Source organism: Pseudomonas sp. MWU13-2105 (assembly GCF_023242315.1).
Classification (GTDB): domain Bacteria; phylum Pseudomonadota; class Gammaproteobacteria; order Pseudomonadales; family Pseudomonadaceae; genus Aquipseudomonas.
In genome coordinates, this window is sequence record NZ_JALLIY010000003.1 from 33,656 (window position 1) to 52,395 (window position 18,740).

Genomic DNA, 18,740 nt, shown 5'->3' on the forward strand with positions numbered 1-18,740 from the left:
GTCACACCTCACGCAGTTGCAGGGGTTGCTCTTCGGCGGCCTTGCGCGCCAGGCCTTCGAGCAGGAAGCGCTGCCAGTTGCCGTGCTGGTTGACGTAGAGGCCTTCGTGGGTGAACTCGGTGCCGGTCAGGGTCGGTTCGATGCCGAGGGTTTCGCTGTTGCGGGTCGGGCCGTTGAGCCATTTGTCATGGCCGCGGGAGATATCGCTCCAGCGCTCCAGGCGTGCCTGGAAGCCACGCTGGGCTTCACGGAACTCCACCAGGTCATCGGGAGTGCCGAGGCCGGAGACATTGAAGAAGTCTTCGAACTGGCGGATACGGTTTTCGCGATCGGTATCCGACTCGCCCTTGACCCCCAGGCAGAAGCTGTGGATCTCGGTCTTGTTCCAGGCCAGCGGGCGAATGATCCGCAACTGCGAGCTGATCTGATCGAGGAAGAACATGCTCGGGTAGACGTTCAGGTTGCGCAGGCGATGCATCATCCACTCGGCCTTGTCCTGGCCATATTCCTCGACCAGGCGCGGCATGATGCTGGCGTAACCGGGACGCACCGCCGGGTTGGGCATGTCGCTGAACAGCAGGCTGTGACCGTTGTTGAAGGAGAACCAGCCGTCGTCGGTCTCGGCATCGCCGGCCCCGAGCTTGCTATAGTCCAGGGTGTTGCTCGAAGCGCTGCCTTTCTCGGCGTTGACCTGCTGGCGATGCTGCACCGTGGCGACGTAGTTGTAGTGCACGGTGCTGACGTGATAACCGTCCAGGCCGTTTTCGTTCTGCAACTTCCAGTTGCCGTCATAGGTATAGGACGATTTGCCGGGCAGCACTTCCAGTTCGCCAGTGGCCGATTGCGCCACCATCATGTCGAAGAACACCTTGGCGTCGCCCAGGTAATCTTCCAGGCTGTCGCTGCCGTTGACGTCAAGGCTGACGAAGACAAAGCCCTTGTAGCTTTCGATACGGGCTTTTTTCAGGCCGCGGGTGGCCTTGTCGAAACCCTCGGGGTATTCACCCGGCGCCTTGACCTTGACCAGGCGGCCATCACTCTTGTAGCACCAGGCGTGGAACGGGCAGGTGAAGGTCGACTGGTTGCCCTTGCCGACACGGGTCAGGGTCGTGCCGCGATGCTGGCAGGCGTTGACCAGGGCGTTGAGCCGGCCTTCGCCGTCGCGGCTGATGATCAGTGGCTGACGGCCGGCACGCATGGTCATGAAGTCGTGCTGGTGGGCGATCTCGCTTTCGTGACAGGCGTAGATCCAGTTCTTCTCGAAGATCAGCTCCATCTCGAGATCGAACAACTCAGGTTCGGTGAACATTTCCCGGGCGATACGGTAGATGCCCTCGACCGGACGGAAGTCCAGGCAACCCTGGATGAAGGTCTGCCATTGGGCGACGCTTTTCGAATAATGCATGAGTCGGTACCTGTTTCATCGGGCGAATCGGTACCTGCATTAGAAGTGCGCGTCGACCTCGCGGTCTATCCGCATAGTTGGCGAAGACAGTCCGGAAATTTTGTGGCCGGTAATCGCACACTAAATATCGGAAAACGGGTCGTCTAGCCACGGGGCAGTCCCCGGCGACCGGCCTGTTGTGCAAGGATGACTTGGCGTGGGGATTGCTTCTGTACCCGCGAACGCGCCGTCAGAGCGCGTACCGATAACAGCCTTGTTGAGTAACGCCGATGAGTAGCGAGCGCGAACATCATTTTCGGGACATCCATGCCGATCACTTCGACCTGGCAGGGGCGCACTCATGGATGTCGACGATCTGCGGTCCGCATTTGCTCTATGCGAGCAAACCCGACAGTATCCAGTTCCACCACAGTGGCAACGTGCTCAAATCGATGTCGACCACCCTGGGTATCATCGAGTACGGCACCGATGTCACGGTAGGGGTCAGCGACCTCGACAGTTTCAACAGCTACAGCCTGAGCCTGCCGTTGAGTGGTGAGCAGGAACTGAGCCGGGGCGGGCTGCTGTTGCGCTCCGATCGTGACCATGGCGTCATCGTCTCGCCCAACGAGAGCCAGCAACTGAGCATCACCGGCGATTGTCGCAAGCTGCAGGTGGTGATCACCCGCAGTGCCATGCGCAAGACCCTGGAGGACATGTTGCAGCATCCCCTGGACAGCGCCCTGCGTTTTGAGCCCGAAATGGATGCGGTGAACGGGGCAGTTGCCTCCTGGTGGCGCACGGTCAGGCATTTCATCGAAGAGATGGAGCGCAGTGAGCTTTACGGCCAACTGTTGTTCAATCGTGACCTCGAGAGTGCCTTGCTCAAAGGCCTGATCCTGTCCCAGCCGCACAACTATTCCGCTGAGCTGCGCGAGCGCCTGGGGGTGAAACTGCCGCACTACCTGCTTCGTGCCAAGGACTTCATCCATGCCCATGCCCGTGATGCGCTGAACCTTGACGACATCGAAGCCGCCGCCGGGGTAGCGCGTTTCAAGTTGTTCGAAGACTTCAAGAAGTACTTCGCAATGTCACCCATGGCTTACCTGAAGAAATATCGCTTGATGGGCGTGCGCCAGGAAATCCTCGAGGATCGATCGGTGCGCAATATCTCGGTGATCGCGATGGGGTGGGGCTTCAGCCATCTGGGGCGCTTTTCCTGCGAATACCGCAAGCTGTTCGATGAAACGCCGAGCATGACCTTGCAGCGGGTCGATGCCCGGCGTGACAGGTCCTTGTAAGCTGCCGGGCCTTGTCTGAGTGTGGGGGCCCGGGTCAATAGCGCAGGTTCTCCTGCCGCAGTCGCGCGAAGCGCTCCAGTGCCGTGGCGTCGAGTGCTTGCGCCGCATCAGGCGACGCGCCGTCGTGGATCGCTTGCCACACCGCTTGCGAGCCGATCGAAGCACGGGTCGCGGCCAGATCGAAGGTCTCGGGATAGAGCTCATGCAGCGTGACGAGCAGCGTCAGCCCCAGGCTGGCGACGGGGCGTGGCGCGGCCGTCGGGTCACGGACGATGCTCACGCCGTGACAGAGTTGACCACGCCAGGTCGACTCGCTGGGGACAAAGTCGATCTTCTCGAAATGCACGCCTGTAGCACGTGCATTCAGGGCGTTGGCGAGCCGGCTCGCATCGATCCATGGCGCGCCGATCCATTCGAATGGATGGGCCGTTCCGCGGCCCACGCTCAGATTCGCGCCTTCGAGCAAGGCGACATCCGGGTACAGGTCCAACTGGGGCAGAGTGCGCAGGTTCGGCGACAGCGGCACCCAGCCCAGGCCGGTGTCGGCAAAAGTCATCGCGCGCCGGTATCCGCGCATCGCCACGACGCGCAGATCGGCACCGATATGCTTGTTGTGGTTGAACAGGCTCGCCAGTTCGCCGACCGTCATGCCGGGCACCAGCGGCGTCTGGAAATAGCCGGTGAATGATTCGCGGCCGCTGTCCTGCACGGGGCCGCCAAAGCGCTGGGCACCGAGCGGGGCGGGCCGGTCCAGTACAAACAGCGGGATGCCCTGCGCCGCCGCGGCTTCGAGGGCGTAGCCCAGCGTGGTCTCGTAGGTGAAGAAGCGTACGCCGGCATCCTGGATATCGAAGACCAGCGCATCCAGTCCGCGCAGCGAACCGGCCGGGAAGCGCCGTGTCGCGCCGTAGAGGCTGTGGACGGTAAGGCCCGTCGCCGGGTCGAGTACGTCGCCGACGCGCTCGTCCAGATCGCTGTTCAGCCCATGTTCCGGCGAGAACAGCGCTGCCAGGGTGACGCCCGCTGCGTGGGCGAGTACATCGACGGTGCGCCTGCCGTTGGCATCGAAACCGCTGTGATTGGTGAGCAGTCCCACGCGCAGGCCGGCGAGTGGCGCAAACTGCTGCGCTTCAAGCACATCGATACCGGTTTGCACGGGGCCCGTCGAAATTGGCAGGCCCTCGGCGGCACGCAGCGCCGGCAATGCCGACGGTTGCAACCGGCCGATCTGTGCGGCGCTCGCCGACGCCCCCCGGCTGGCCAGCAGCGCGAGCAACTGGGTGCGCAGCGGGCGGGCGTCACCGCGGTCGTTCGGATACACGCGGTTGCTCAGGATGACAATGAACTGCTGTGTCAGTTGATCGATCCACAGGCCCGTGCCGGTGTATCCGGTGTGGCCGATCATGCCAATCGCGGGGAGACGATCACGGTTCGGCACCAAGGGCGCGGCCAGTTCCCAGCCGAGTCCGCGCCATGCCTGGCTGGCGAGCGGCGAGGCGGGCGTGGCGAGCGCGGCTATGCTCGGTGGCCGCAGGATTTGCGTGCGGCCCGCGTGTCCGTCGTTGAGCAGCATCTGCGCGAAGCGGGCGAGGTCGTCCGCCGTGGAAAACAGCCCGGCGTTGCCGGAGACGCCGTCCATCCATTGCGCCGTCGGATCGTGGACCTGGCCGCGGCGCAGGCCGCTCTTGTCGAAGAGCGTCGGGGCACTGCGTGCGGCTCGCCCGGCGTCCGGCGCAAAGAGCGTATCGCGCATACCCAGCGGTGCGAAGATATGAGTCCGGCAATAAGCGTCGAGGGGCTGGTGACTGATGCGCGACACCAACTCGCCGAGAACCACGAAATTCAGGTCACTGTAGATGACGCGTTCACCTGGTGCGCTACGCAGACCCTGCGTGGCGATCGCATGCAACACGCCTTCGCGGCCCGGCTGCGCCGGTCGCGCAGGCAGGTCCGCACGCAGTCCGGAGGTGTGCGCCAATAGGTCACGCACGGTCACTGTGTCTTTGCCTCGCGCCGCAAAAGCCGGCCAATAGCGTGCCACGGGGGCAGTGAGGTCGATGCGCCCGGCTTCGGCCAGTTGCATGATTGCCGTGGTGGTGGCGATAACCTTGGTCAGCGACGCGAGATCGAACTCGGTGTTCAACGTCATCGGCTCGGGGTCCGGGATGGTCGCGCGTTGTCCAAAGGCTTCCCGATAGAACACATGGCTGGCATCCCCGATCAGCACGACGGCTCCCGGGATGCGCCCCGTGGCGATCTGCCCCTCGACGATCCGTGCGACTTGCTGGCGAGCCGCGGCATCGAGATCGGCGGCGGCGATCTGCGTCGTCGCCATGGCGGCGAGGAGCGCCGAGCATTTCAGTGCCGCGATCAACGCGGCGGTAAATCGGCGGCGTCGTAGTGATTGTGCGGGTTCCATAACATCCATCCATCGCTGTCGGCGGCGTCGGCGGCCTTTATCTGTGCACTGATCGCCGTGGCATCAAATACGCGATGATCGAACGCATAATCGCGAAAGGCCTGGAGCCACGGACGAAAACGTACGCCTGGCAGATGGGTGCGCCTTACGGCCTCTACCAGGGAGCGCCTGACGATCTGGCCGGGATCGATGACCGGGTTACGCAGGCCCGGCAGCCCCCAGGTAAAGCCAGACGGGTAGAGCATCGGCGAAATATAGTCGAGCGGTGTGCCGAGCGTCTCGAGTTGCTGGCCGATGGCGGTATCGTCGAGATTCCAGCAAACGTAGCCGAAGATGTCGGCGGAGACGAATACGTTGTAGGGCGCCAAGCGCGCGCGGGCGGCTTGCAGGAAACCGACGATCGCCGTTGTCCGGTTGCTTCGGGTATTCGGCAGGGCAAAGTGCAGCCCGCCCTTGTCGGGAAAGCGCACATAGTCGAACTGGACTTCGTCGAAGCCCATCTGTGCCGCTTCCTCGGCGATATCGATATTGTGCCGCCAAACATCCTGGGAGAACGGGTCCATCCACTGCAGCTTCTCGCTATCGCGCCATGGCTCGCCTTGCGCGGTGTGCACGCTCCATTCGGGGTGCGCGCCGGCGAGCGGATCGTCCTTGAACACCACGATACGCGCGATCAGGTACAGGTGCTGCGCATGCAGCCTGGCCAGCAGCGCCGCAAAGTCCTGTAGCTGCGGAGCGCGCTCGGCCAGATGGGCGGTGGCGCCACTTTTCTCGCGGGCCACGCTGTGATACGGGGTCAGGCCGCGATCACCCTTGACGTCGATCACCAAGGCATTGATGGCCGTGCTCTGGGAAAGGCTGACGGCCTGGTTGCGCAGCGTCGCGCTGGTCACGCCGAATACCGACAGATAGAGCGCTTTCGGGCGAAACGGCGTCAATGCGAGCCTTAGCGGCGTGTCGTCGGACACCTCGGCTTCGGTGCGCTGATATCCGGGAGCGCGAGCCGCCACGGTCGCGACCGGCTGGGCGATCTCGAACTGCCCATGCTCGTCGGTGCGGATGACGCCGGCCGATGTCGTGATGATTGCCCCGACCAGCGGATCCAGTGTGCTTGAGTCGACTACGACGCCGCTCACGGCCAGGGCGCCTTGAGCCGTCAGCAGCGTGGCGATGGTGAGCAGTCGCGCTATCGCGTATTGCCTTGAAGGGCGTGGGAGAGTCATGGGGCATTCCCCGTCGCAGGGCGTGGCGCGGTGTCCGGTTCACCGAGCAGGCGCGCGAATGCCCTGGCGCCGTAAGCGTCGGTCATCAGGAAGCGCGGCAGTGCCAGTAGTCGTGCATGGCGGTCCGCCTTGCGTGCATCCAGGGTAAAGGCGGCCAGGTAGTGCTCCTCGGCGGCGAGCGCGATCAGCTCGTCGTCGTAGATACCATAGGGCCAGGCGAGCATGTCGATGTGAGCGCCGGTTTGTGTTTCGAGACGGCGACGTGAATTGTCCAGTTGCGTGCGGACGAACTGCTGGAAGTCGGCGGGGCTACGTTGTTTGCGTTCGACCTTGAAATTGGGATGCCAGTAGGTGTGCGACTGGATGTCGACGAGCCCGGTCTGTTTCAGGGTCTGCAATTGCTCCCAGGTCAGCGCATAGGAGGCGTTCGAGATCGCCGACGGATAGATGAACAGCGTGACCGGAAATCGATCGCGCTGCACGATGGGCAGGAGCTTTTCGAATACCGAACGATGCCCGTCGTCCACCGTGATCACCACCGGCTTTTGCGGTAACGCCGCATTGGGATCACGCAACCAGTCGATCACCTCGCGTAGCGGCACGATATGGTAGCCATATTCGCGGAGGACGCGTAGCTGGCTTTCGAACGTGACCATGCGCACGGTCATCGAGTCGTCCGCGGTCTCCGAGAAACGGTGGTAAACCAGGATCGCGACACGCGGCTCCACGGGCTGCGTGACGCCGTCCGTGCCCCAGGCGAGTGCGCAGAGGCCTGCCAGCACGACACACACCATGAATTTACCGCACATCAAAGCGCTCCTGCGCGAGTCACGCTCACTCGCGTCATCCGTCTCGCGAATGCGAGGCGGATTCAGTGTGTGTTGTGTCCGGTCGCGTCCATATGATGAAAGTCAAAGCCGTACTACATGAGACATGACCGGCATGTTGACTTGATCTATATCAAGGTTAGTCCATCGTTGGCGCGCGACTGTGTGAAACGACACTAGCGCAGGTATACGCTCATGAATATCAACGAGGCAATCTCGGGCCGTCGCTCGATACGCGAGTACACCACTGAAGCTGTTGACGAACCGATCATTCATCGCTTGATCGATGCCGCCATCCAGGCCCCCAGTGCAGTCAACCAGCAACCCTGGACCTTCACGGTGATACGCGATCAGGGGCTGCTGGAGCGGGTCTCGCGCGAGGCCAAGGCTCACATGCTCGCGACCATGCCGACGGGAACCCATTCCGCGCACTTTCATTCGATACTCAATGATGCGGATTTCCAGATCTTCTATCACGCCCCGGTGCTCATCCTGATTTCGGGGAGTGCTCAAGGTCAATGGATGGTCGAAGATTGCGCATTGGCGGCTGAGAACTTGATGCTCACCGCCTATGCCGAGGGACTCGGTACCTGCTGGATCGGCTTTGCCCAGCCTTTTCTCGGTACGCCGGAGGGCAAGAGCCTGCTGGGGCTTCCCTCCGAGTGGTTGCCGGTTGCGCCGATCATCCTGGGACATCCCAAGTCCGTGCCGGCCCCGGTCCAGCACAATGAGGCGCAGATCCGCTGGATTGGCTGAACAGCACGCGCAACAGTATTACCTGGGGGGCGGCGGGGTCGCTGGCACGACCCTCCAGGCTTCAGGACACTCACGTACATAAGGGTAATAGCCTTTTGCTGGTGGGCAGTAATACCAGTTCGGCACAGAGGGCGCACCGGGTGGCGCGGCCGTTGTCGCGCCCTGGTAGGGCATCTGAATCATCACCGAGGGCGGGAGGTCGGGGTAGTAATACTGAGGGGCAGGGTAGTAGTAGACCGGATAAACCGGGACGTAATACGGACCGCTGATGCGCGCGGCCTCCCAGCCCAGCCCCAAGCCAAGCGCCAGCCCCCACCAGCCCACGCCGCCGCGATAACCGCCGCCGTGTGGTGCGGCGTTGGCCGGCACTGCGAGGCTGGTGGCGATCACAAGCATGCCCATGAGAACGCAACGTCTTGCCGAGTCGATTTTCATGATGTCTGTCCAATAGTGCAACGTTCTGTGGCGCTTGTTACCCGATGGATTCAGCGCGATTTTCTTCCATCGAGGAAGCGAGCCCGTGTCCCGTGCATCTGCCAACCATCGCGTGATTGTCCAATCGAGCATAGGAGTGGCGGGGGGGCGTCAAGCTGATCTATGTCAGATGACAGTGGGGGATTGGATGAATGTTTTCTCAGCGCGCCAAGCCAGGATAAAGCCGGGCCGCCAGCAGTAACAGCAGGGCGAAAACCGACAGCATCACCGCAAAGCTGGTACTCAAGGCATAGACACTGTTGCCGCCGACAATCATGCCGCCGCGCAAGGCATCCACCAGGTAGGTCAGTGGGTTGCAGACCGCGACCACCTTCAGCCAGCCGGGCATCAGCTCCAGCGGGTAAATGGCGTTCGAGGCAAAGAACAGTGGCATGGTCAGGACCTGGCCGATTCCCATGAAGCGCTCCCGGGTCTTGACGATGCAGGCGATCACCAGGGAAAAGGTCGAGAAAATGCAGGAACCGACGAACACCCCCGCGGCAACCGTGAGGATCGGCAGCAGCTCCCAGCGGATTTCGACCTTCAAGGCGATGGCCACCAGATAGACCACGATCGCCTGCACCAGCCCGCGCAGGCCGGCGGCAAAGGCCTTGCCCATGATCAGGGCGCTGCGGTGCGCCGGGGTCACCAGGAGCTTGTGGACGATCCCCAGGTCGCGCTCCCAGATGATGGCGATGCCGTAGAATATGGCGCTGAACAGAATGCTCTGCGCGAGGATGCCCGGCGCCATGTAATCCAGGTAGCGCAGGTTGCCCGTGGGGATGCCGCGTACCTGGCTGAAGACCTGGCCGAATACCGCCAGCCACAGCACCGGCTGGATGGCTCGCGAGAGCAGCTCGGTAGGGTCGCGAATCAGTTTGCGCACCTCGGCATCGCAGACCGCGAACGTCTCATTGAGGTAAGCGAACATGCCCATCACCCTAGCCTCTGCGCGACGTCGCGGCTGTCGCGGGTGCCACGGTAATCGCCGCCCGGCTCGATGCTGACACCACTGAAGTGCACGAACACATCATCCAGGTTGGCCTGCTCGCCGACCTGTGCCTTGAGTTCAGTGGGGTTACCGACGACGGCCAGGCGTCCCTGGTGAAGAATTGCCAGCTCATCGCAAAGCACGTCGGCTTCCTCCATGTCGTGGGTAGTGATCAGGATGGTCATGCCCTTGCTCTGGCGCAATTGCAGCAAGCGTTCCCAGACGGTCCGGCGGGCGATGGGGTCGAGGCCGATCGTCGGTTCATCGAGGAACAGGACTTGTGGGTAGTGCAGCGTGGCCTGGGCGATTTCAAGGCGGCGAATCATGCCGCCGGAGTAGGTCCGGACCAATTTCGACGCCGTTTCTTCCAGGCCGGCAAACGCCAACGCCTCGTTCACCCGCGCCAGCCGTTGTGCGCCGCGCAAGCCTTGCAAACGGGCCGAAAGGTTCAAGTTCTCGATAGCGGTCAACGCCCCGTCGGCCGAGAGCATCTGCGGCACATAGCCGATATGACGACGAACTTCGATCGGTCGGCGGGCAATATCAAAACCCGCCACCATTGCCGAACCGGAAGTGGGGTCGAGCAAGGTAGTCAGCATCTTGATAACGGTGCTCTTGCCGGCCCCGTTGGGACCAAGCAGGCCAAAGATACAGCCGTGGGGCACTTGCAGGTCCAGGCCTTCGAGTGCCACGAAGTGGTCGAAGCATTTGCGCAAAGCCTTGGTGGAGATGGCAAAGGACTCAAGGGTGTCGGTCATGGTGCGATGGCTCTGGGCGAACATGATCATTGATCAGCGACAGCATCGGAGCGGGAACCGATCACAACCGGCGCCCGCGGCTCGACCTGCGCTGTTATTGAGCTTGAACTTCGGCTTTGGGACTTGATGAAAATCAACTCCAGGGCATGACGCGGGCCAGGGCAGCTATTTGTGCTTCCAGTATTTCTGCATTTCGAGAAACAGGAACGAGGCGGTCCAGGAAATCAGCACCAGGCCGGTCAATGCCTGCAGCCCGGTCAGGTACTTGAGCTGACCGACCGGGGAGATGTCGCCGAAACCGATCGTGGTGTAGGTGGTGAAGGAGAAGTAGACGCAGTCCATGAAGGAACCGTCGAAGTTGCCCACCAGGCTGCCCCATTTGCCGGCACTGACCATCAGGTAGTAGACCAGCGCGAAGCACCAGACTTCTGTCGCATGGGCAATCAGCGCACCGAATACCCCGATGACAATCCGGAAACGGTTCGAGAGCTTGAGCTGGGGCAGCCAGTCATTCAGGCGTAGCAGGCATTCATAGTGGATTACCACGGTAACGATAACCACCAGGGTGTTGATCAGCGTGACGGCCAGCATGGCTGTCCTCCGGTTCGGCGAGGGGGCATGAGACCGACAGGCGGCTTCAATTGCCCGGACGAGGCAAGCGCTCCTCCGGGCGATTGCGTCAGGCAATCAGCAGATGATCGTCCACCTTTCTCACACCTGGCACCGACCAGGCGGCCCGGGCGGCCAACTGCCGTTCACGCCATAGGTGGACCTTGCCTTCAAGCTTCACGACATCGCCATCGACCTTGACCTGAATGCCCTTGGCATCGACCTCGGCGTTGCGTTTGAGGGCTGCTTCGATGCGTTGCTGGATGTCGACAACGTCCACCCGCGGACGCAAAGTGAGCAGATTGTTTACCCCCAAGACCCCGGACAGCTTGCGCACGGCCCGTTCCACCGCCTCTTTCTGGTACTGCCAGTCCACTTCACCCTCAAGGCTCATCCAGCCCTTTTGTACAATGACTTTGATCGTGCCTTCGGCAACATCGGAACTCCAGGTGATGATATTCAAGGCGCGGTTGGCGATGGTGTCGTCGTCCGTGCCAGCGCCTTTTGCCAGCCTGACCTGTATTTCCTCTGCCACTGCACGCACGCCTTTGACGCCTTTGACTGTGCGTTCGGCGCTGATTTTCTGGGCGTAGCTTTTGACATGACCGGAGAGCGTGACCACACCGTTTTCCACCGCCACGCCAATATTGGCGGCGTCGATTTCAGGTTGGAACTCAAGCTCTTCCAATATGCTTTTACGCAGACTCAAATCGTTCATGGTGGTGTCCTCTGGCTGATGCAAGGAGTGGGGTGGGTCACGAAAGCCCGGTCAATCTTTTCTACGCCTGAGCGCCGGAGAAACATTGAGCTAAATCAACAACGCTTTGTTGAGGCGGCCCCGCCGCATCTGTAGCCCAATAGACGGCCATTTGTTGATAAAGATCAGGGGGTACTGGGCAGAACGCCAGATACTTGCGACACCGGCTGACGCGTTCCAATTGAAAGGGATGTCGGGGGAGTCCCCCTATAACGAGCGGGACACCCAGGCCATGTGGGCAGGAGAAATCATGAGTACGGACCCAGCCGTCAGCGCAAGTCATCCGGCAATCGTGTCAAGTGGCCTGAGCAAATGGTTTGGCGAGGGCAGTGCGCGCATGCAGGCGGTCAACCAGGTGGCACTGGTCGCCGGCTTTGGCGAAATGGTGTTTATCGTCGGTCCTTCCGGTAGCGGCAAGACTACGTTGCTGAGCATGATCTCCGGCATCCTGCGTCCAGATTCCGGCACGGTGACGATCAACGGCCAGGATATCTGGAGCCTGGGCACCGATGAGTTGGCCGAGCTGCGCCTGAACAACATTGGCTTCGTGTTCCAGGACTACCATCTGTTTGCGCGGTTGACCGCCGCCGAGAATGTTGCGATCCCGCTGATTCTCAAGCATCACGACTGGGACGATGCCATCGTACAGGCCAGGCAGAGCCTGGAAGTGGTCGGCCTCAAGGATCGCGGGGACATCCTGCCGGTCAAGCTTTCCGGGGGCGAACAACAGCGCGTCGCCATAGCCCGGGCAATTGTCGGCGGGCCACAGATTCTGATCCTCGACGAACCGACTGCCTCCCTCGATGGTGATACCGGGAAAATGATCATCGCCTTCGTCAAGGAACGAATTCTAAACCAGCAGCGTTGCATCCTGATCGTCACCCACGATGCGCGGATCAACGAGTACGCCGATCGCATCATTCACATGGAAGACGGCCGTATCAGCGAAGCCGAACGGGCGCCGTCATGAAAAACCGCTGGTTGTTCAGCCTGGCGTTACTTGGTGTCCTGGCCGGCCTGGTGGCCGCGTACCTGCTTGGACGCACCCCCCAGACACTGCCACCGGCCTTCGCCCCGGCCAGCAGTCCTTATGACAGCGCAATCTATGCCAACGGTATTATCGAGAGCGAGCAGGCCGGCGGCGCCAATATCGTGATTTACCCGCAGGTGGCCGGGCCGGTGACTCAAATACTGGTGCATGAGGGACAGCGGGTCACGCGCGGGCTGCCGTTGGTAACCATCGACGATGCCGTGCCCAGGGCCAACTTCGAGTTGGCGCAAGCCAATCTGAGCACTGCCCGGGATCAGTACAACAAACGTCTGGCCTCCTATGCCATCGACGCCAAGTCCATCAGCAAGGATACCCTCGATACCGCCCGGGATAATGCGGTCCAGGCCCAGGCGGCACTGAAGGCTTCCGCTGCGACGCTGGCGCAGTATGCGATCAAGGCGCCGGCGGATGGGGTGGTGCTGACCGTCAACAGTACCGTCGGCAGCTATGTCTCGTCCCAGGGTGCCTATGACGTCTATACCCAGGGGTTCAACCCGCTGCTGGTCATGAGTTCCGAGCAGGACCACCTGGCTGTGCGTTGTTACGTCGACGAGATCCTGATTGCCCGCTTGCCCGCCCCCGAGCACATCCAGGCGCAGATGCTGATTCACGGTACGGATATCAAGGTGCCGTTGGAGTTTGTGCGGGTGCAGCCCTATGTGTCGCCGAAGATCGAGTTGTCCAACCAACGCCAGGAGAAAGTCGACCTGAGGGTCCTGCCGGTGATTTTCCGGTTTGAGAAAAAAGACCTCCCGATGGTCTATCCGGGGCAGTTGGTGGATGTTTTCATAGGGCGCAAATAATGGTTCGGCCAAGCGCACTTCGCCCGATACGGTCCCGTGGCCGCTGGTTGATCCCCGGCCTGCTGGCGTTGGTGAGCGCCTGCACGGTGGGGCCGGACTTCTTGCGTCCGGCGGCCCCTTCGCAGCAAGGCTATCTTCATGAGCCGGTCACCGCCACCGTTGCCGCGCAGGGACAGGCGCAGCGTTTTTTGCCGGGGGCCGAGGTCACGCCGGGCTGGTGGCGACTGTTCCAGTCAGCTTCGCTGGATGCGGTGGTGCGCCAGGCCATCGCCAACAACATGACCCTGCAGGCGGCCGAGGCCAGCTTGCGGCAAAGCCAGGACACGCTCATGGCCGGCTATGGGGTGTTCTATCCGCACCTGGATGTTCATGCCGGTGCCAGCCGCGAACGTAGTGCGCCGATCCAGCAAGGGCAGGCTACGGCGGGGTCGGTCTTCAATGTGCTGACCCTGAGTGGCACGATCAGCTACACCCTCGATATTTTCGGTGGCGAACGGCGAACCGTGGAAGGCCTGCAGGCCCAGGTCGATCATCAAACCTGGCTGACCCAGGCGGCTTACCTCACCCTGACCGCGAATGTCGTTAATACCGCCATCGCCCGCGCGGCCTATGCCGCTCAGCTCCAGGCCACCGAGCAACTGATTGAACTGCAAAGGCAACAGCTGCAAACCACGCAGGCACAGGTACGCAGTGGCACCACTGCATATTCGGCGATCCTGAGCCTGCAAAGCCTGATCGCCAGCAACGAGGCGCTGCTACCGGCGCTGAAGCAGAAAATCAGCCAGGCCGAGCATTTGCTGGCGACGCTGGAGGGGGTTGTGCCTGCCGAGGTCAAACTCCCGGACCTGCAGTTGGCCGGACTGTCGTTGCCCAGGGATCTGCCGGTCAGCCTGCCTTCGGTACTGGTTCGCCAGCGCCCGGATATCCTCTCCGCCGAGGCGCAACTGCATCAGGCCAGCGCCGCGATCGGCGTGGCCACGGCGGCGATGTTACCCAGCTTCAGCCTGACCGGGACCTACGGTAGCGCCGGTTCGAGCGCGGGATCGCTGTTCGCCGGTGCGGGGCGCTTCTGGAGTGTCGGGCCATCGGTGGATATCCCGCTGTTTCAAGGCGGCAGCTTGTGGTTTGGGCGTAAAGCCGCGATCGATGCCTATCAGCAGGCCGCAGCGAATTATCGGCAAGTGGTGCTCGAGTCCTTTGCCCAGGTCGCCGATGCCCTCAAGGCGCTGGAGTTCGATGCCCAGGCCCTGCAAAAACAGGCCGAGGCCCAGGTCGCCGCGCAAGAGGCGCTGCGACTCTTGCAAGCCAACTACCGCTCGGGCCTGGTGACTTATCTGGAGCTGCTGGCCGCCGATGTGCAACTGCATCAGGTCAACATCGCCTATCTGCAAGCGCTGGCCCAGCGTCATCAGGACACTGTCGGCCTGTTCGTTGCCCTGGGCGGCGGCTGGTGGAACCGCGTGGACGCTATCAGCAGCAGGCCGGGCCCATGAAGAACTTCGGTATTCTGCGCATTGGCTTCAAACTCCTGGTCAATGATCGCTCCAAGTTCTCCGCGTTGCTGGTGGGCATTACCTTTTCGGTATTCCTGATGATGCAGATGACGGCGATGTTTGCCGGGATCCTCAACCGGGCCTACTCGACGGTGACCAATGTGGGGGCGGCGATGTGGATCCTGGACCCGGCGGTGAACACCCCGACCAGCGTCATCCCGCTGCCGGATTACCTGCTCGATGCGGTACGCAGCATGGACCAGGTCCGCTATGCCGTGCCGATCTTCATTGGCGGCGCACAGGTCCGGCTGGCCAGCGGCACCTACCAGTCGGTCAGTGTGATCGGCCTGGACGACACCAGCCTGTTCGGCCGGCCGCAGCTGGAGCAGGGCGCCATCGAGGATATCTACGCCGAAAACGCGTTCATCATGGTCCATGATGCCGAATTTTCGAAACTGGAGAACCCCAGGATAGGCACCGCCTTCGAGCTCAATGATCATCGCGGCACCATCGTCGGCATTGCCAAGGTACTCACCAGCGGCCTGACCGGAGTGCCGACGCTCTACACCACCTACAGGCGCGCCATCGAATACCTGCCGACCACCCGGTTCACCATCTCCTACATCCTCCTGGAACCGCGCAATGAAGCGGCCGTGAGCCTGATCAAGCAACAGGTCTCGAAGTTGGGTTACATCGCCCTGACCAAGGACGAGTTCAACCAGCGCATCGCCAATTACTACATCTATCAGACCGGGGTGGGCACCAATATCCTGATGATGACGATCATCAGCTTTCTGGTCGGCTTGTCGATTTCCGGGCAGACCTTCTACACCTTCATCCTGGAGAACCTGGACAAATTCGCCGCGCTCAAGGCGATTGGCGCCAAGAGCCGCGAGCTGATCTACATGATCCTGTTCATGGCCACGTTCACGGCGATGACCGGTTATGGACTGGGCATCGGCCTGGTCACGCTGATGATCTCCGTGGCGCGCTCCAACCTGCCCAACTACGCGGCCATTATCACGTTCTGGAATCTCGGGCTGGCCTTCGTCATGGTGCTCCTGATCGCCGGGGTCTCCAGTTATGTGGGGATCCGCAAGGTCCTGAGGATCGAGCCCTTCGATATTTTCAGGGGCTGAAGGGCGGGCCGCTCGAACCCACCGGCCGGCCCGGGAAACCATCTCCGTTGATAAAGATCAACCGCCCGTCCCGCCGAAGGGAGGATGAATAGAGCACTTCAACAGTGTTCAAAGAGACGACCATGCGAATGACATTTCTCGGTGCGGCGGGTACGGTCACAGGAAGCAAGTACCTGCTGGAGCATCACGGCAAACATGTGTTGATCGATTGCGGCCTGTTCCAGGGCTACAAGCAGCTGCGCTTGCACAACTGGGACGCCTTCGGCCTGCCGGTGCGCGATCTGGATGCCATTGTGCTGACCCACGCCCACCTGGATCACAGTGGCTACTTGCCGGTGCTGGTGCGCAACGGTTATCGCGGCCCGATCTATGCCACCGCCGCGACCTGCGAGTTGGTCAAGATCCTGCTGCTGGACAGTGGGCGGTTGCAGGAAGAAGAGGCCGAGTTCGCCAATCGCCATGGCTTTTCCAAGCATGATCCGGCGCTGCCGTTGTACACCGAGCAGGATGCCGAGCAGGCGCTGAAGCTGTTGCGACCGCTGGCGTTGCACCACAAGGTCGATATCGCCCCGCAGATGAGCCTGCAGTTGCGCGGCGCCGGGCATATCCTCGGCGCCGCCAGCGTGGAAATCGTTGCCGATGGCGTGACCCTGGTGTGCTCAGGCGACCTCGGGCGGCCGAATGACCCGTTGATGTTCGCGCCGGAAACCATCGAGCAGGCGGACTACCTGCTGGTGGAGTCGACTTATGGCGACCGTCACCACTCGGTCGAAGACCCGGAAGAGAAATTGGCTGAGGTCATTACCCGTACCGCGTTGCGCCACGGTATCACCCTGGTGCCGTCGTTCGCGGTCGGGCGTGCCCAGTTGCTGATGTATTACCTGTATCGGTTGAAGCAAAAACACGCGATCCCGGACTTGCCGATCTACCTCAACAGCCCCATGGCAACGGATGTCACGCGCCTGTATGAGCGCTTTCGCGATGAGCACCGCTTGTCACCGGAAGAATGCCGGGGCATGTGCGAGGGCACGCACTTTGTGCATTCGACCCAGGAGTCCATCGATCTTGACCAGCAGCGTATCCCCGCGGTGATCATCGCCGCCAGCGGCATGGCGACCGGCGGGCGGGTCCTGCACCACCTCAAGACACTGGCGCCGAACCCGCTCAATACCCTGCTGATACCCGGCTTCCAGGCCGGCGGCACGCGCGGTGCGCACATTGTCGCGGGGGCGCCGTCGGTGCGCATCCACGGCCAGGATGTACCGATCCGCGCCGAAGTCGTGCAGATGGACAGCCTGTCCGCGCATGCCGATGCCGATGAAATCATCCAGTGGTTGCGCAGCTTCAAGCGGCCGCCCAAGCATACCTACGTGGTCCACGGCGAGCCCAATGCCGCGGATGTACTGCGTCAGCGCATCAGCCGGGAACTGGGCTGGTCGGTATCGGTACCGGAGTATCGCGACGGCGTCGAACTCAGCTGAGCCCCGCGGCGTCAGGCCGCGGCCCTGACGATCCGTCGTCGGGAGCGCTGGCTGGCCAGGGGGTCAGCACGATCGCTCCCTTGACCGCTCCGGCCCTGAGTTGCGCCAAGGCCTGGTTGGCTTCGGCCAGGGGGAAAACCGTGACGTCGCAATGCACTGGTGTGCGCCGGATCTCGTCGAAAAAAGCCGTGCCGTCGTCGCGCGTCAGGTTGGCTACCGAGCGTATGCAACGCTCGCCCCAGAGCAGCCGGTAGGGGAAACCTGGCACATCGCTCATATGAATTCCGGCACAGATCACACAGCCCCCGCGGACAGTAGAGGCCAGTGCCTGTGGGACCAGCGGGCCGACCGGGGCAAAGATCAGGCTGGCGTCCAGTAGATGGGGGGACGGCTGGTCCGAAGGGCCCGCCCAGGTCGCGCCGAGCGCCCGGGCGTAAGCCTGGCCTTCAGTGTCCCCGGGTCGGGTGAAGGCATAGACCTGCTGGCCCCGACCCAGCGCCACCTGGATCGCCAGATGGGCCGCCGCGCCGAAGCCATAGAGTCCCAGATGCTGCGCCGTGCCGGCCAGGCGCAGGGCGCGGAAGCCGATCAAGCCGGCACAGAGCAGGGGGGCTGCCTCGGTAGCGCTCATGCCTTCGGGCAGGGCAAAGCAGAAGCGGGCATCGGCGACGGTGTATTGCGCATAGCCGCCGTCCAGGTGGCAACCGGTGAATCGCGCTTGTTCGCAGAGATTTTCCCGGCCCGAGCGGCAGAACTCGCATTCCCCGCACGTCCAGCCCAGCCAGGGCACGCCGACCCTCTGGCCGGTCCAGCTGGAGGCGACATCGCTGCCGACAGCGATCACTTCACCGACGATTTCATGCCCGGGCACCCTGGGCAGCACCGCCTGGGGCAATTCGCCGTCCAGCAGGTGCAGGTCGGTGCGGCAAACACCGCAGGCCAGGACCTTGATCAGCAACTGCCCATCCGCCGGATGCGGAATCTGCCGCTCCTCCGATTGCAGGGGCTGGCCGGGGGAATGCAGGACCATGGCGTGCATGATGATTCTCCATAAGCAGTGGTCTTCAGGCCGTCCTGGTTCATCAGCCCATTTCATGGCGATGGATCTGCGCTACCAATGTGCGTGACGCATCGCCATGGGCTTTCTGGAAGCCCAGACCGACCGCTGGGCATTGCTCGTAGCAGCATAGGCTTTGTAGATCCGGATACACACCTCGTTTACGTGCGGATCTGATCCAGATCAGTTATTGACCAATACTTTGCGCCATGCTGCT

Annotated in this window: 16 protein-coding genes and 1 pseudogene; 7 read left to right on the plus strand and 10 right to left on the minus strand. The window is 62.1% G+C overall.

Annotated elements, in window-relative coordinates:
- Position 1: 1 nt before the first annotated feature.
- Positions 2-1,405, minus strand: a complete 1,404-nt coding sequence (antA, locus tag M5B96_RS04935) for an anthranilate 1,2-dioxygenase large subunit (RefSeq protein WP_248795467.1) — start codon at positions 1,403-1,405, stop codon at positions 2-4.
- A 269-nt stretch (positions 1,406-1,674) separates the two neighbouring features.
- Here antA and M5B96_RS04940 point away from each other — a divergent pair, with 269 nt between their 5' ends.
- The gene (locus M5B96_RS04940; protein ID WP_248795468.1) at positions 1,675-2,685 is read left to right on the plus strand and encodes an AraC family transcriptional regulator; all 1,011 of its coding nucleotides are present in this window, start codon (positions 1,675-1,677) and stop codon (positions 2,683-2,685) included.
- Positions 2,686-2,719: 34 nt separating this feature from the next.
- Here the strand turns inward: M5B96_RS04940 and M5B96_RS04945 are convergent, their stop codons facing one another.
- Genes M5B96_RS04945 through M5B96_RS04955 form a run of 3 tightly spaced genes read right to left on the minus strand, consistent with a single transcriptional unit; the run spans position 2,720 to position 7,136 of the window.
- Positions 2,720-5,104: a serine hydrolase gene (locus M5B96_RS04945; protein WP_248795470.1), complete on the minus strand. Its 2,385-nt coding sequence runs from the start codon at positions 5,102-5,104 to the stop codon at positions 2,720-2,722.
- Positions 5,056-6,327: a putative glycoside hydrolase gene (locus M5B96_RS04950; RefSeq protein WP_248795471.1), complete on the minus strand. Its 1,272-nt coding sequence runs from the start codon at positions 6,325-6,327 to the stop codon at positions 5,056-5,058. Before M5B96_RS04950 ends, M5B96_RS04945 begins: the two co-directional genes overlap by 49 nt.
- Positions 6,324-7,136, minus strand: a complete 813-nt coding sequence (locus M5B96_RS04955) for a polysaccharide deacetylase family protein (protein WP_248795472.1) — start codon at positions 7,134-7,136, stop codon at positions 6,324-6,326. Before M5B96_RS04955 ends, M5B96_RS04950 begins: the two co-directional genes overlap by 4 nt.
- 213 nt (positions 7,137-7,349) lie before the next feature.
- Between M5B96_RS04955 and M5B96_RS04960 the strand changes: the two genes are divergently transcribed.
- Positions 7,350-7,910, plus strand: a complete 561-nt coding sequence (locus tag M5B96_RS04960; RefSeq protein ID WP_248795473.1) for a nitroreductase family protein — start codon at positions 7,350-7,352, stop codon at positions 7,908-7,910.
- Between the two features lie 18 nt (positions 7,911-7,928).
- On the opposite strand, the gene M5B96_RS04965 is transcribed toward M5B96_RS04960, so the two are convergent.
- The 5 genes from M5B96_RS04965 to M5B96_RS04985 form a co-directional block, all read right to left on the minus strand.
- Positions 7,929-8,345 (minus strand): hypothetical protein, encoded by a 417-nt coding sequence (locus M5B96_RS04965; protein ID WP_248795474.1) that lies wholly within the window; start codon positions 8,343-8,345, stop codon positions 7,929-7,931.
- A gap of 199 nt (positions 8,346-8,544) precedes the next feature.
- Complete coding sequence (locus M5B96_RS04970; RefSeq protein ID WP_248795475.1) at positions 8,545-9,315, minus strand: ABC transporter permease; 771 nt, start codon at positions 9,313-9,315, stop codon at positions 8,545-8,547.
- Between the two features lie 5 nt (positions 9,316-9,320).
- On the minus strand, positions 9,321-10,133 hold the full coding sequence (locus M5B96_RS04975; protein WP_248795476.1) for an ATP-binding cassette domain-containing protein: 813 nt from the start codon (positions 10,131-10,133) through the stop codon (positions 9,321-9,323).
- 165 nt (positions 10,134-10,298) lie between these two features.
- Complete coding sequence (locus tag M5B96_RS04980; RefSeq protein ID WP_248795478.1) at positions 10,299-10,724, minus strand: potassium channel family protein; 426 nt, start codon at positions 10,722-10,724, stop codon at positions 10,299-10,301.
- Positions 10,725-10,812: 88 nt separating this feature from the next.
- Complete coding sequence (locus M5B96_RS04985) at positions 10,813-11,460, minus strand: BON domain-containing protein (protein WP_248795480.1); 648 nt, start codon at positions 11,458-11,460, stop codon at positions 10,813-10,815.
- 289 nt (positions 11,461-11,749) lie between these two features.
- Between M5B96_RS04985 and M5B96_RS04990 the strand changes: the two genes are divergently transcribed.
- The 5 genes from M5B96_RS04990 (at position 11,750) to M5B96_RS05010 (ending at position 17,466) form a co-directional block, all read left to right on the plus strand.
- Entirely contained in the window at positions 11,750-12,469 is a 720-nt protein-coding gene (locus tag M5B96_RS04990; RefSeq protein ID WP_248795481.1) for an ABC transporter ATP-binding protein, read from the plus strand.
- Positions 12,466-13,353 (plus strand): efflux RND transporter periplasmic adaptor subunit, encoded by an 888-nt coding sequence (locus M5B96_RS04995; RefSeq protein ID WP_248795482.1) that lies wholly within the window; start codon positions 12,466-12,468, stop codon positions 13,351-13,353. The genes M5B96_RS04990 and M5B96_RS04995 overlap by 4 nt, the downstream gene beginning before the upstream one ends.
- Positions 13,353-14,846 carry an efflux transporter outer membrane subunit gene (locus M5B96_RS05000; protein ID WP_248795484.1) on the plus strand — a complete coding sequence of 498 codons (1,494 nt, stop codon included), beginning with the start codon at positions 13,353-13,355 and terminating at the stop codon, positions 14,844-14,846. The genes M5B96_RS04995 and M5B96_RS05000 overlap by 1 nt, the downstream gene beginning before the upstream one ends.
- Complete coding sequence (locus M5B96_RS05005) at positions 14,843-15,985, plus strand: ABC transporter permease (protein WP_248795486.1); 1,143 nt, start codon at positions 14,843-14,845, stop codon at positions 15,983-15,985. The genes M5B96_RS05000 and M5B96_RS05005 overlap by 4 nt, the downstream gene beginning before the upstream one ends.
- Positions 15,986-16,107: 122 nt before the next feature.
- Positions 16,108-17,466 (plus strand): MBL fold metallo-hydrolase RNA specificity domain-containing protein, encoded by a 1,359-nt coding sequence (locus M5B96_RS05010; protein ID WP_248795488.1) that lies wholly within the window; start codon positions 16,108-16,110, stop codon positions 17,464-17,466.
- Between the two features lie 58 nt (positions 17,467-17,524).
- On the opposite strand, the pseudogene M5B96_RS05015 reads toward M5B96_RS05010, so the two are convergent.
- Positions 17,525-18,505: pseudogene (locus M5B96_RS05015) on the minus strand (zinc-dependent alcohol dehydrogenase family protein); the annotation flags it as partial.
- Positions 18,506-18,740: the final 235 nt, after the last annotated feature.